At 65.7% G+C, this 13,692-nt stretch carries 13 protein-coding genes and 1 pseudogene; 5 read left to right on the forward strand and 9 right to left on the reverse strand.

Going from position 1 to position 13,692, the window contains the following annotated elements; translation table 11 throughout:
* From GV832_RS03450 to hemN, 5 genes are all read right to left on the reverse strand, one after another.
* Positions 1–246, reverse strand: a complete 246-nt coding sequence (locus GV832_RS03450) for a MoaD/ThiS family protein (RefSeq protein ID WP_168773419.1) — start codon at positions 244–246, stop codon at positions 1–3.
* On the reverse strand, positions 247–2,484 hold the full coding sequence (locus GV832_RS03455; protein WP_168773420.1) for a xanthine dehydrogenase family protein molybdopterin-binding subunit: 2,238 nt from the start codon (positions 2,482–2,484) through the stop codon (positions 247–249). It abuts the gene before it with no gap.
* Positions 2,484–2,963 (reverse strand): (2Fe-2S)-binding protein, encoded by a 480-nt coding sequence (locus tag GV832_RS03460; protein WP_168773421.1) that lies wholly within the window; start codon positions 2,961–2,963, stop codon positions 2,484–2,486. The genes GV832_RS03455 and GV832_RS03460 overlap by 1 nt, the downstream gene beginning before the upstream one ends.
* Positions 2,960–3,817 (reverse strand): FAD binding domain-containing protein, encoded by an 858-nt coding sequence (locus GV832_RS03465; protein WP_168773422.1) that lies wholly within the window; start codon positions 3,815–3,817, stop codon positions 2,960–2,962. The genes GV832_RS03460 and GV832_RS03465 overlap by 4 nt, the downstream gene beginning before the upstream one ends.
* A gap of 127 nt (positions 3,818–3,944) precedes the next feature.
* A complete protein-coding gene (gene hemN, locus GV832_RS03470; protein ID WP_168773423.1) occupies positions 3,945–5,294 on the reverse strand; it encodes an oxygen-independent coproporphyrinogen III oxidase in 1,350 nt (449 codons plus the stop codon).
* A 61-nt stretch (positions 5,295–5,355) separates the two neighbouring features.
* Here hemN and fnrL point away from each other — a divergent pair, with 61 nt between their 5' ends.
* The 5 genes and pseudogenes from fnrL to GV832_RS03495 all read left to right on the forward strand — a co-directional run bounded on the left by fnrL (position 5,356) and on the right by GV832_RS03495 (position 8,020).
* Complete coding sequence (fnrL, locus tag GV832_RS03475) at positions 5,356–6,102, forward strand: transcriptional regulator FnrL (protein WP_168773424.1); 747 nt, start codon at positions 5,356–5,358, stop codon at positions 6,100–6,102.
* A gap of 1 nt (position 6,103) precedes the next feature.
* A pseudogene (gene trmD / locus GV832_RS03480) lies at positions 6,104–6,901 on the forward strand (tRNA (guanosine(37)-N1)-methyltransferase TrmD); the annotation flags it as partial.
* Positions 6,902–7,069: 168 nt separating this feature from the next.
* Positions 7,070–7,435 (forward strand): NUDIX domain-containing protein, encoded by a 366-nt coding sequence (locus tag GV832_RS03485; protein WP_168773476.1) that lies wholly within the window; start codon positions 7,070–7,072, stop codon positions 7,433–7,435.
* A gap of 198 nt (positions 7,436–7,633) precedes the next feature.
* Positions 7,634–7,774 (forward strand): hypothetical protein, encoded by a 141-nt coding sequence (locus GV832_RS03490; RefSeq protein WP_168773425.1) that lies wholly within the window; start codon positions 7,634–7,636, stop codon positions 7,772–7,774.
* Positions 7,775–7,873: 99 nt separating this feature from the next.
* Entirely contained in the window at positions 7,874–8,020 is a 147-nt protein-coding gene (locus tag GV832_RS03495) for a hypothetical protein (protein WP_168773426.1), read from the forward strand.
* A gap of 66 nt (positions 8,021–8,086) precedes the next feature.
* Here GV832_RS03495 and infB read toward each other — a convergent pair whose 3' ends face one another.
* From infB to rimP, 4 genes are read right to left on the reverse strand one after another with little or no spacing between them, the layout of a single operon-like run.
* Complete coding sequence (gene infB, locus GV832_RS03500) at positions 8,087–10,687, reverse strand: translation initiation factor IF-2 (RefSeq protein ID WP_168773427.1); 2,601 nt, start codon at positions 10,685–10,687, stop codon at positions 8,087–8,089.
* Between the two features lie 5 nt (positions 10,688–10,692).
* Positions 10,693–11,325: an RNA-binding protein gene (locus GV832_RS03505; RefSeq protein WP_168773428.1), complete on the reverse strand. Its 633-nt coding sequence runs from the start codon at positions 11,323–11,325 to the stop codon at positions 10,693–10,695.
* A gap of 21 nt (positions 11,326–11,346) precedes the next feature.
* Complete coding sequence (gene nusA / locus GV832_RS03510; protein ID WP_168773477.1) at positions 11,347–12,939, reverse strand: transcription termination factor NusA; 1,593 nt, start codon at positions 12,937–12,939, stop codon at positions 11,347–11,349.
* Between the two features lie 10 nt (positions 12,940–12,949).
* Positions 12,950–13,543, reverse strand: a complete 594-nt coding sequence (rimP, locus tag GV832_RS03515) for a ribosome maturation factor RimP (protein WP_168773429.1) — start codon at positions 13,541–13,543, stop codon at positions 12,950–12,952.
* Positions 13,544–13,692 lie beyond the last annotated feature (149 nt).

Consider the following 13,692-nt stretch of genomic DNA (forward strand, 5'->3'; position numbering starts at 1 on the left):
TCAGCCGCCCTTCATGAAAGGCATCAACACGACCTCGGCCCCCGGCGCGATGGGCTGCAGCCAGGCGTCGCGGTAGATCACCCCATCGACGGCCAAGGAGACCCCGCGCTTGATCTGCGGGGCAAGGCCGGGATAGGTCGCGGCGAGGTTGTCGAGGACCTGCTTGAAGGTGCGGCCCTCGACCTCGACTTCCTGTTGCCCGTCGGTCCACTGGCGCAGCGTGCCCCAGAGCTTGACCTTGACCATTCAGGCGCCCTTGATCGCCGAAAGGATGCGCGGCGGCGACATGGGCACTTGATACATGCGCTTGCCGATGGTGCGCGAGACGGCGTTGGTGACGGCCGCCAGGGGGGGCACGATGGGGGTCTCGCCCACGCCACGGACGCCGTAAGGGTGGCCGGGGTTGGGGATCTCCAGGATGACCGTGTCGATCTTGGGCAGGTCGGAGGCCACGGGGATGCGGTAATCCAGGAAGCCCGCATTCTGCAGCCGCCCGTCTTTGCCGTAGATATATTCCTCGTTCAGCGCCCAGCCGATGCCCTGCACGGCGCCGCCCTGCATCTGGCCCTCGACATAGGTCGGATGCACGGCCTTGCCCGCGTCCTGCACCACGGTATAGCGCTTGACGAGGGTGTGGCCGGTCTCGGGATCGACTTCCACGTCACAGATATGGACGCCGAAGGAGACGCCCGCGCCGTCCACGTTCACCTCGTGGTGGCCCGCAATCGGCCCGCCGGTCTGGAAGGACTGGGCGGCGATCTCGGCCAGGGTCATGGGCGGGAACTTGCCCGCATTGGGGCCCGAGGGGTGGGCGGCGCCATCAATCCAGTCCACGGCCTCGGCATCGATGCCCCAGAGGGCTGCGGCGCGTTCGCACATGACCTTTATGGCGGCGCGGGCGGCCTTGATCGTGGCAAGACCCACGGCAAAGGTCACGCGGGAGCCGTCCGTGTTGTCGTTATACCCCAGCGAGGCCGTGTCGGCGACGATGGTCCGGACATTCTCATAACGAATGCCCAGCTCTTCGGCCGCCATCAAAGAGATGGAGGCGCGGGAGCCGCCGATGTCGGGGTTGCCCTCGGTCACGCTGGCCGTGCCGTCGGTGTTGATGTTCAGCGTCACGCAGGTGTTGCCGCCGAAGTTGAACCAGAAGCCCGCCGCCACGCCGCGACCCTGGTTGGGGCCGAGGGGAGCGCTCCAGTGCGGATGCGCCTGGGCGGCCTCCAGCGTGGCGACCATGCCGATCTCGTCGAAGGTCACGCCGTAGGAAGAGAGCGTCCCCTTGGCGGCGGCGTTCTTCAGGCGGGTCTTCAGGGGATCGAGGCCCAACTGCTGACACATCTCGTCGATGACGGCTTCGACCGCATAGACCGCCTGGGGCGCACCCGGAGCGCGGTAGGAGATCTCTTTCGGCCGATTGGTCAGGGCGGTCCAGCCAATGGTGCGGACGGCGGGCATGTCATAGGCCGCAAACCCGGCCTGGGCGCCCATCTCGATCGTGCCCGAGGGCCAGGCGCCACCGGAATAGCGCAGGGTCATGTCGCCCGCGGTGATGCGGCCATCCTTGGTCATGCCGATCTTGCAGTCGATGGAGGCATGGACCGTCGGCCCCGAGGCCTTGAAGACCTCGTCGCGGGTCATCACGAGTTTGACCGGGCGGCCGGATTTCTTGGACAGCATCAGGGCCACGGGCTCGATGAAGACCGTGGTCTTGCCGCCGAAGCCGCCACCGATTTCCGATGCGGTGACGCGCAGTTGGCTGGCCTCCATCCCCATCAGCGCCGAGCAGACGGCGCGGACGAAGAAGTGGCCTTGCGTGCAGCAATAGAGGTCCGCGCGGCCGTCCGAGGTGACCGAGGCCATGCAGGCATGGGGCTCGATATAGCCCTGGTGGGCGGCGGCGACCTTGAAAGAGCGCTCCAGCACCAGGTCGGCCTTGGCGAAACCGGCCTCCACGTCGCCATGGCCGAATTCGCAGGTGTTGGTGACGTTTTGCGACATGCCGGCAGGGACATGCTCCAGCGCGCGGCCTTCGAGCACCACGGGGGCATCGGGGCGCATCGCCTCGTCCACATCGGTCACGTGGGGCAGGGGAGCATATTCGACCTTGATCGCCCGGATCGCAGCCTTGGCGATGGCCGGGGTCGTGGCGGCCACGGCGGCGACCGGGTGGCCGTCATACAGAACCTTGTCGCGGGCCATGCAGGTCTCGCCGATATCGGCGAAGCCCTGGTCCTCGACGGGCGCGAAGTCCTTGCCCGTCACCACGGCGCGCACGCCGGGGATGGCCTCGGCGGCGGAGGTGTCAATCGACACGATCCGCGCATGGGGATGGGGAGAGCGCAGGATGGCGCCGGTCAGCATGCCCGGCGCGGTGATATCGGCGCCGTATTGCGCCTTGCCGGTGACCTTGTCGACGCCATCGGGGCGGTTCGGGGTCGTGCCGACATATTTGAAACGGGACTTCTTGTCGTCCAGAGCCATCAGACTTCTCCCCGCATTTCAGCGGCGGCCGATTGGACCGCCTCGATGATCTTGTCATAGCCCGTGCAGCGGCAGAGGTTGCCCGCGAGCCAATAGCGGACTTCCTCGTCGGTCGGGCTGGCGTTTTTCTCCAGCAGAGACTTGGCGGCCACCAGGATGCCCGGGGTGCAGACGCCACATTGCAGCGCGGCCTTCTCGATGAAATGACGCTGCAGCGGGTGGAGCGTCTCGCCCTGGGCCATGCCCTCGATGGTCTCGATCTGCGCGCCCTCGGCCTCGACGCCAAGGACGAGGCAGGAGCAGACCAGGCGGCCGTTCACGGTGACCGAGCAGGCGCCGCAGTCGCCGGTGCCGCAGCCCTCCTTGGCGCCGGTGAGCCCAAGGCGGTTGCGGAGCACGTCCAGCAGGGGCTCGTCCGGGGTGCAGAGGAACTCGACGGGGTCGCCGTTGATCGTGGTGGAAACTTGGATGGATTTCATTTCACACCTTTGGCGCGGTTGTAGGCGATTAGGGCGGCACGGCGGGCGAGAACGCCTGCGGTGGAGGTGCGGAATTCGATGGTCCCGCGCTTGTCGTCGATCGGGTTGCAGACGGATTCGGCGGCCTTGGCCAGGGCGGCCAGGGCCGCGTCATCGAGCTTGGTGCCGATGATGGTGGAGGCATCGGCCAGCACGACCTTGGGGGCCACGGCGCCGAGGGCCACGCGGGCATGGGTCACGGTGCCGTCTTCGGACAGGGTCAGGGACACGGCGGCCGAGGCCACGGCGATGTCCATCTCCGTCCGGGGGATGAAGCGCAGATAGGCGTCCGCAGAGCGCGGGGCGCGGGCGGGCAGGTGGATCGCGGTCACGATCTCGCCCTTGGCCAGGGTGGTCCGCCCCGGGCCTGCCGGGATATCGGCGACCTTGGCCACGCGGGTGCCCGAGGGGCCGACGATGGTGACCGAAGCATCCGCCGCGACCAGGCCCGGCACGGCATCCGCCGCAGGGGAGCCGTTGCAGAGATTGCCCGCCATGGTGCAGCGGCCTTGCACTTGCGTCGAGCCGATCAGGTTCGCGCCCTCGACCACACCGGGCCAATCGGCCTTGACCTGCGCGTGTTCCTTCAGCTCGGCATTGGCCACGGCCGCGCCGATGCGCCAGCCGCCTGCCTCGGGCGTGATCTCGCGGATGCCCGGGATCTTCTTGATGTCCACCACCAGGTCGGGCTGGATCATCCCGGCCTTCAACTGCACCAGAAGGTCGGTCCCCCCGGCCAATACCCGTGCCAAGCCCGGCTCGGCGGCCAAGGCGGTGGAGGCCGCCTCAGCCGTCTCGGCTGTCATGTAACGCATGGTTCATCCCTGTCTTTGGCCCGGGCTGCCCCCGGAAATCTGATCAAATCTAGCCACAGGGCGCCCCGGGGTTCAAGCCATAGGGCGCCCCTTGCCAATCATTTCCGACATTCTTCGCCTTTGGCTTTCAGATCGCCGCCGAGTGCTTGGCCTTGGTCTGGTCATAGGCGTCAAAGGCCCGGGCGATGACGCGGGTCAGGGGCCGTGCCGCCAAGGGCACCGACAGGCCGCCCTCGTCCAGCCGCACCATGCCTGGGAACTGGCCCGCGACCGCGGTCAGGATCGCGGCCACCGTCTTGCGATGCGCCAGACGCTCCATCTCGGCGCGGTCGACGCGGAAGTCGCACATCAGCGCCTCGATCATCCGGCCACGCAGAATGTCCTCGCCCGAAAAGACGTGACCGCGGTGGGTCGAAAAGGCCCCGGCGCGGATCGAGGAGGTGTAATCCGAGGTTCCCGAGACATTCTGCGCATAGCCTTGCGGAAAGCGCGAGATCGACGAGGCGCCAAGCCCGATCAGCACGGGCGAAGGGTCGTCGGTATAGCCCTGGAAGTTGCGCCGCAGGCGCCCCGCCTTGGCCGCAATCGCCATGCCATCGGTGGGCTTGGCGAAATGGTCGATGCCGATTTCGTCGTAACCATCGGCAAGGAACAACGAGCGGGCGACCTCGAAGAGCCGCAGCCGCTCTTGCGGGGTCGGGATCGCATCCGAGGGGATCATGGTCTGGCGGCGGCTCATCCAGGGCACATGGGCATAGCCGTAAAGCGCCACGCGGTCGGGGGAGAAGCTCAGCAGCTTCTGCACCGAATCGGCGATCCGAATCGGGGTCTGATGCGGCAGGCCGAAGAGGATATCGGCATTCAGCGAGGTGATGCCCCGGTCGCGAATCATCTCGACCACATCGCGGGTCAGGGCGAATTCCTGCTCGCGGCCGATGGTCTTCTGAATCTCGGGGTCGAAATCCTGCACCCCGATCGAGGCGCGGTTCATCCCCGCTGCGGCCAGCGCATCGAGCCGCGCGGCATCGACCTCGTTGGGGTCGATCTCGACCGAGAACTCGCCACCCTTGGCCAGCGGCGCCACGTCGAAGACCGCGCCCGCCACGTCGCGGATCAGCCCGGGGCCCATCAGGGTCGGCGTCCCGCCCCCCCAATGCAGCCGCGACAGGGTCACGCCCTTGGGCAGATGGCGCGCCAGCATGGCGATTTCGGCCTGAAGCACCTTGGCATAGGCGATGACCGGGTCATCGCTGGTGGTCCCTTGGGTCCGGCAGGCGCAGAACCAGCAGAGCCTGCGACAGAAGGGGACATGGAGATAGAGCGAGATCTCCGCACCCTCGGGGATGGCCTCGACCCATTGGACGAAGGCCTCCGGCCCCACGCCGCCGCCGAACTGGGGCGCGGTGGGGTAAGAGGTATAGCGCGGGACACGCGCGTCAAAAAGACCGAAGCGGGCGAGTTGCGATTGGGTTTCCATCCGGTTACTTTAGGGGCAGAAGTCGTCCGGTCTTTGATCCGGATCAAATGAAAGGCTGGGCATGTCCCTTCATGCGCCCAAACTGGCCCCCCGCGATTGCGGCGACTGCCAGATCCGCCACCGGGCCGTGTGCGCCCGCTGTGATTCGGATGAACTCGCCCGGCTGGAGGAGATGAAATACTACCGCAGCTTCCAGGCGGGGCAGAACATCGTCTGGTCGGCCGACCGGATGGATTTCGTGGGCTCGGTCGTCTCGGGGATCGCGACGCTGACCCAGACGATGGAAGATGGGCGGCGCCAGATGGTGGGGCTTCTCTTGCCCTCGGACTTCGTCGGCCGTCCGGGCCGCGCGATTGCGCCCTATGACGTGACGGCGGTGACCGACCTGGTGATGTGCTGCTTCCGCCGCAAACCCTTTGAAGAGATGATGGGGACGACGCCCCATGTCGCCCAGCGGCTGCTGGAGATGACGCTGGACGAACTGGATGCGGCGCGGGAATGGATGCTGCTTCTGGGCCGCAAGACCGCGCGGGAAAAGATCGCAAGCTTCCTGACCATCCTGGCCCGGCGCGAAAGCGGGCTGAAGGCCAGGGCGCCCAAGGGGCAGATCACCTTCGACCTGCCTTTGACGCGGGAAGAGATGGCCGATTACCTGGGCCTGACGCTGGAAACCGTCTCGCGCCAGATGTCGGCCTTGAAGCGCGACGGCGTCCTGGAGCTGGAGGAAAAGCGCCGCATCACCGTTCCCTCTTTCGACCGCCTGGCCGAAGAGACCGGCGACGATGCCGACGGCGGGATGCTGGCCTGAGATGACCGAGGAAAAGTCACGGTCTCACGGGCGCCTTGGCGTGCGTCTGACGCTGAAGCCGCGCGACCTGATGGAGGATGCCGAGGTCAAGGGTGCCTTCTCGGTCAAGGTCATCACGCTGTTCCCCGAGGCCTTTCCGGGGACTTTGGGCCTGTCGCTGACCGGCAAGGCGCTGGACCTTGGGCTTTGGCGGCTGGAGGCGGTGGGCCTGCGGGCCTTTGGCGAGGGCAAGCATCGGTCGGTGGATGACACGCCCGCAGGCGGCGGCGCGGGCATGGTGATCCGCCCCGACGTGATGGAGCGCGCCTTGCAGGCGGCGGGGGGCAGGGGCCCTGTGATCTTCCTGACCCCGCGTGGCAAGCCCTTCACGCAAGCCATGGCGCGGCGGCTCTCTCAGGGTGAGGGGATGACGCTGATCTGTGGCCGCTTTGAGGGCCTCGATCAGCGGGTCATCGACCATTACGGCATCGAAGAGGTCTCGATGGGCGATTTCGTCCTGACCGGCGGCGAGATCCCGGCCCAGGCCCTGATCGATGCCACCGTGCGCCTGTTGCCGAAGGTCCTGGGCAATGCGGATTCGGCCATCGAAGAGAGCTTCTCCGACGGGCTTCTGGAGCATCCGCAGTATACGCGGCCCGCGGTCTGGCAGGGGCGCGAGGTGCCTGCGGTGCTGGCCTCCGGCAACCATGCCGAGATCGCCAAGTGGCGGGCGGCGCAGTCGCTTGCGGTGACCGAGGCGCGGCGGCCCGACCTCTTCGCGGCCTGGAAGGCGCGGGAGCGTCGTCCGGTGAAGGGGCCCGCGCTGCGCAAGGCCATTCGCGCGCTGGTCTCGGGGATTGCGGCGGGCGATGCGACCGAGGCCGAGGACCAGGCCCGGGCGCTCGCCTGGATCGATTCGGGCGTCGAACTGGCGCGGGTGCGCAAACCGGCGACGCCTGGCGTGCAGCTGGTCAGCTATTTCCTGCCCATGGATGGCGAGCACCTGCTTCTGGGCGCCCATCGGGGCTCTGGCCTCTGGCTGCCTCCGGGCGGCCATGTGGAGCCTGCCGAGCACCCGACCGACACCGTCCGCCGCGAATGCCGCGAAGAGTTGAAGACCATCGCCGATTTCCAGGCCGAGGACCCGGTCTTCCTGACCTGGACCCAGACGCTAGGGGCCCCCGAGACCCGGCATGTCGATGTCTCGCTGTGGTATCTCCTGCGCGGCAATGTCCGGAGCCTGCCGGATTTCGACACCTCGGAGTTCAGCGAAATGCGCTGGTTCAGGGCGGAGTCCCTGCCGCCCGGGGCAGAGCCCAACCTCTCCCGGTTGATGGCAAAACTGCGCAAGTGATTCGCCGCAGCGCGGAATGCCGGGCAATTCCTTTTGCAGGCGCAGAATCAGGGTTAATTCGCCCTGTGGTTGAGTTGTATTCGTGCAATTATACAAGAGAAAAATCGATCAATCGGGGAGATATTTACAATTTGCTGCTATCTTGATCGAAAAATTCCCCCTAGCATTCAAGAAAGTGACATGTGTCGGGGGACAACCATGATCAAGACCATCGAAATCGGCAGCTGTGTTCTCATCCAGGGAATCCTGGTGCGTGACCTGCAAAATGGCAATGTTGCGGTCCGCGTCGGCGATCAGACCTTCGTCGGTCGCCCGGTTCCGACCCATCGCCTCTCGTGACCCGTTAAGGCTTCTTGCGAAAGTCTGAAATCGGCTCGCGGCGTTAAGGGAATGGTAACTCGCCTCGTGCAACCATTCCTTTACACAAGGAGGAATACCATGCTGCGCACCATTCGGATCGGGTCCTGCATCTTCGTCCAGGGCGAATACTTCAAGACATTCGACGACGGCCGCATGGCCGTGCGTCTGGATGGCAAGGTCTATGTCGGCCATCCCGTTGCCGCGGTCACGCGCCTCGCCGCCTGACCATCTCGGCGATGAACTGAAAAGGCCGGGCAGATTGCCCGGCCTTTCCCATTCCATTCCGCCCGCTTACAGCGTGCGTTCGATCTCTTCGCGTTCGAAGATTTCGATGACGTCGCCCGCGCGGATGTCTTCGTAGCGCTCGAAGGCCATGCCGCATTCCTGGCCCATCGGCACTTCCTTGACCTCGTCCTTGAAGCGCTTGAGCGTCTTGAGCGTGCCTTCGTGGATGACCACGTTGTCACGCAGCAAGCGCACCCCGGCCGAACGCCGCGCCGTGCCCTCGGTGACCAGACAGCCCGCCACGTTGCCGATGTTCGAGATCTTGAAGACCTCCTTGATCGTCGCATAGCCGATGAAATGCTCGCGGATCTCGGCCTTCAACAGGCCCGAGGCGGCTTTCTTGATGTCCTCGACCAGGTCGTAGATGATCGAGTAATAGCGAACATCGACGCCCTTTTGCTGGGCACTGGCCCGCGCCGTCGCATTGGCGCGCACGTTGAAGCCGATGACCGGAACCTTCGACGCCTCGGCCAGGCCCACATCGGTGTCGGTGATGGCACCGACGCCGTAATGCAGGACCCGCACGCGGACCTCGTCGTTTCCGATCTTCTCCAAAGCCTGAACGATGGCTTCGGCAGAGCCCTGGACGTCGGCCTTCACGATCAGCGGCAGCTCGGCCACCGAGAGATCGGCCTTGGCCTTGGCCATCAGCTGTTCCAGCGTGGTCGCGGCACCGATGGCGGCGCGCTTGTCGCGCGTCACCGAGGCGCGGTAATCCGCGATCTCCCGCGCCTGGGCTTCGGTATCCACCACGTTCAGCGTATCGCCCGCCGCCGGGGTGCCCGAAAGACCCAGGACCTCGACCGGCATCGAGGGGCCAGCCTCGGTGATCGTCTCGCCGGTGGAGTTGATCAGCGCGCGGACCTTGCCCCACTGCTCGCCGACGACGAAGATATCGCCCTTCTTCAGCGTGCCGTTCTGCACCAGGACGGTGGCAACCGGACCCCGGCCCGAATCGAGCTTGGCCTCGACCACGGCGCCCGAGGCGGCGCGGTTCGGGTTGGCCCGCAGCTCCAGGATTTCGGCCTGCAGCGAGATGGCTTCCAGAAGTTCCGGCAGCCCCTTGCCCGTCTTGGCCGAGACCTCGACGTCGATGACCTCGCCCGACATCTGTTCGACGACGATGTCGTGTTGCAGCAGATCGGTCCGCACCTTTTGCGGGTCGGCTTCGTATTTGTCGATCTTGTTGATCGCCACGATGATCGGAACCTTGGCCGCCTTGGCATGGGCGATGGCTTCGATCGTCTGCGGCATGACCTGGTCATCGGCGGCAACGACAAGCACAACGATATCCGTGACTTGCGCACCGCGCGCCCGCATCGACGTAAAGGCCGCGTGGCCGGGCGTGTCGAGGAAGGTCACGGTCTCGCCGCGCGGCGTCACCACTTGATAGGCGCCGATGTGCTGCGTGATGCCGCCGGCTTCGCCCGAGACCACGGTGGTCTTGCGGATCGCGTCCAGAAGCGAGGTCTTGCCGTGGTCGACATGGCCCATGATCGTGACGACGGGCGGGCGCGGCAGCAGGTCTTCGGACTTGTCCTTGACCGTGTCGATCGCCTGTTCCACGTCGGCATCGGTCACGCGGATCGCGCGGTGGCCGAATTCCTCGATCACCAGCTCGGCCGTGTCGGCGTCGATGGCCTGGTTCATCGTGACCATCATGCCCATCTTCATGAGCGACTTGACCACGTCGGCGCCACGTTCCGCCATCCGGTTCGCCAGTTCCGAGATCACGATGGTCTCGGGCAGCTGCACGTCACGGACCTGCTTTTCGGACTTTTGCCCGAAGCCCAGGGCCTTGGCCCGGGCCTTTTCCTGCTTGCGCTTCATCGCGGCCAGGGAACGCTGGCGGCCGCCCTCTTCCGAGGTGGCGTCGGACAGCGTCAGTTTGCCGGTGCGGCGGCCTTCGTCGCCCTTGGCCTTGGCAGCGGCGCGCTCGCGGTCTTCGCGTTCGCGGTCGGTCTTGCGCGGTGCCATGGTCGGGCGCGGCGCGCGTCCGTCTTCCGGCGGAGGCTGCGGCGGCACGGGGCGGCCAGCGGTGCCCGGAGCCGGGCGCGCATTGCGGTCGGTCGAGGGCCGGTCGGCGCTCGGGCGCGGGCGGTCGTTGCTGCGGTCCGGGCGCGCGGCCTCGGGAGCGGGGCGACGGGCAGCCTCTTCGGCGGCCTTGGCGGCAGCTTCGGCCGCAGCCTTGGCAGCGGCCTCTTCGGCAGCCTTCTGGCGCGCGGCCTCTTCGGCGGCGCGGGCTTCGCGTTCCTTGGCCTCGTTCTCGTCGCGCTTGCGCTGACGGTCTTCCTCGCGCTGGCGCTCCTCTTCGGCGCGCCGGGCATTGTCTTCGGCCTCACGCGCCTTGGCAGCGCGCAGCGCCGCAAGACGGCGTTCCATCTCGGCATCCGAGATTCCGGCGGGGCGCTTGGAGGGGTCGCCAAGCCGCGGCGAGGGCGCAGCCGCTCCGCCCGCCGGAGCCGTGGGCTTCACCGGGACGTTCAGCTTGCGCTTGACCTCGACCACGACGCTTTTCGTCCGGCCATGGGAGAAGCTTTGCTTCACCTGTCCGGAACGGATATCGCCACCCAGGCCGAGGGGTTTCTTGCCGTCTGTATCGCTCATGCGTCCTACATATCCTTCACGACGGAGTCTTCTCCGTCCTCTTGCTCAGGGCTCTGCACACGCAGACCCTCCAGCCTTGCGGCCTCATCTACAACACGACGGGCCAATGTGCCAGCGGCAAGCGCCGCGTGTATCGCACGTTCCCGCCCGAAAGCCAAACCCAATTCCGCGGCCGTCAAAAGGCCGATAAACCCGCCTTCTGGCGGCCGAAACTTGGCTTTGCCCCGTTCCGACCCATCGGAGGCCTGCACCAAAAGCACGGCGCGGCCATTCATGAGCCATTCTTTCACCTTCTCATAGCCGGTCACCGCCTCATTGGCCTTGCGGGCCAGGGAGATCGAATCGACCAGCCGCCGCGCGACCAGGTGTTCCACCAGGTCCGCCAGCCCGGGGGCCACTTTCACGGGCCCCTTGGCCGCGCGGGAGAAAAGCCCCTTCGCAGCCGCCTTCTCGATCATCGCCCGGTCGGAGGTCACATAGAACCCCCGACCCGGCAGTTTGCCATTCACGTCCGGAACCACCTGGCCCTCGGGGTCAAGACAGAAGCGGATCAGCCCCGCCTTGGGCTGAACCTCACCCGAGACGATGCACTTGCGCTCGGGGTCGTCCTGTTCCGACTTGAATCCACCACGGGTCAAAGGGGTTATCCAAGGCCCTCATCAGGCCTCGGCCTCCTCTTCCACGGGCTCGCCAGCCGTCGGATCGACCCAGCCCAGCATGACACGGGCGGTCATGACCAGGTTTTGCGCCTCTTCCAGCGACATGTCGAACTTTTCCAGAATGCCCTCGTCCTTCTTGCGCTGGCCGTTCTCGGTCGTCCAGCCACCGGCCAGCTCCCAGTCGGCGCAGGTCGCGAAGTCTTCCAGCGACTTGATGCCCTCTTTGCCAAGCGCCTCCAGCATCTGGGGCGTCAGGCCCTCGAAGCCCTCCAGCTCTTCGAGCACACCCAGCGCCCGGGCGTTTTCCAGCGCCTTGAGGTTCGCGGCCTCGAGCTGATCGCGGGCGCGGGCCTGCAATTCGCCGGCCGTGCCCTCGTCGAAACCGTCGATGGAGAGAAGCTCGTCCAGGTCGACATAGGCCACTTCTTCCAGCTTGGTGAAGCCTTCCGAAACCAGGAGCTGCGCCATCATCTCGTCGATGTCCAAGGTCTCCATGAAGAGCTTGGTGCGTTCGGCGAATTCGGCCTGACGCTTGGCGCTGTCGTCCGATTCGGTGACGATGTCGATGTCCAGGCCCGTCAGCTGCGAGGCCAGGCGCACATTCTGACCGCGACGCCCGATGGCCAGCGACAGCTGTTCATCCGGGACGACCACGTCGATCTTGCCCGCCTCTTCGTCGATCACGACCTTGGAAACCTCGGCCGGCTGCAGCGCGTTCACGAGGAAGGTCGCCTGGTCCTGGTTCCACGGGATGATGTCGATCTTCTCGCCCTGAAGTTCGTTCACAACGGCCTGCACGCGGGAACCCCGCATACCGACGCAGGCGCCCACGGGATCAATCGAGTTGTCAAACGAGATCACGGCGATCTTGGCGCGCGAGCCCGGGTCGCGGGCCACGGCCTTGATCTCGATGATGCCGTCATAGATTTCCGGCACTTCCATCTTGAAGAGCTCTGCCATGAACTGCGGGTCGGTGCGGCTCAGGAAGACCTGGGGCCCGCGCGTTTCACGCCGCACATCCTTGATATAGGCGCGGATGCGGTCGTTCGGGCGATAGCTTTCGCGGCCGATCTTCTCGTTCCGGCGGAGGATCGCTTCGCCCCGGCCGATATCCACGATGATATTGCCATATTCCTCGCGCTTGACCACGCCGTTGATGATCGAGCCCTTGCGGTCCTTGAACTCGTCGAACTGGCGGTCACGCTCGGCCTCGCGGACCTTTTGCAGGATTACCTGCTTGGCCGATTGCGCGGCGATGCGGCCGAGGTCGACGGGCGGAACCTCGTCGATCACCTCATCCCCAAGCTGGGGGTCCTTCAGATAGGATTTGGCCTGCTTGACGGTCAGCTGGGCGTGGTGATTCTCGACCAGCTCATCCTCGACCACGGTGCGGATGCGGGCAAAGGTGGCGCGACCGGTCTTGCGGTCGATCTTCACCCGAATGTCCATTTCGGCGCCATAGCGCGACTTGGCCGCGCGGGCGAGGCTGTCTTCCATCGCCTGGATGACCAGTTCGGGGTCGATCATCTTCTCCCGCGCGACGGCTTCTGCCGTCTGGAGAAGTTCAAGCTGGTTGGCCGAGGTAATCGCCATCATCCGCTCCTTAATGTTTCGTGGGTTCGGACTCGTCGTCGCCATCTTCCTCGATGGCGTCGAATTGTCCGTCTTCGGGTTCCGCGACCTTCTTCTGGCGCAACATTTCTTCGATCAGTTCGTCGGTCAGGATCAACTTGGCATCCGAGAGCCAGTCGAAGTTCAGGCCGATGACGACCTCTTCCTTGCCCTCTTCGACGGCGATCAGGACCTCTTCGCCCTCGACGCCCTGCAGCGTCCCCTTGAACCGCCTGCGGCCGTCGATCAGCTCGGTCGTCTCGATCCGCGCCTCCCAGCCCTTCCAGGTCTCGAAATCCTTCAACCGGGTCAGGGGGCGGTCGATGCCGGGGGAGGAGACCTCCAGCACATAGTTTTCCTCGATCGGGTCCTCGACGTCGAGCGTTGCGGAGACGGCGGTCGAGATCTCGCCGCAGTCGTCGACATTGATCCCGCCCTCGGGCCTGTCGGCCATGATCTGCAGGATGCGGGTATTGCCGCCCATCAGCCGCAGCCGGATGAGTTCGAAGCCAAGCCCCTCGATCACCGGGCCGACGATTTCGGCAAGGCGGCGGTCGATGGCGGTTCTGGCGATAAGGTCGGACATGTGGCCCCAAATAAAAAAGCCCCACAGAGGGGGCCAAGGTCGTTCGGCAGTCTCAGGTTTGGACCCTGAAACCTCTGTTGAAATCCATATAGGCCGCTTGGCCCAAGCTTGCAAGGCAAATGCGCAGGAACCGGGTCGCGTGCCTTGAT

It is taken from the genome of Stagnihabitans tardus, from assembly GCF_009925085.1.
In the GTDB taxonomy this organism is placed as follows: domain Bacteria; phylum Pseudomonadota; class Alphaproteobacteria; order Rhodobacterales; family Rhodobacteraceae; genus Stagnihabitans; species Stagnihabitans tardus.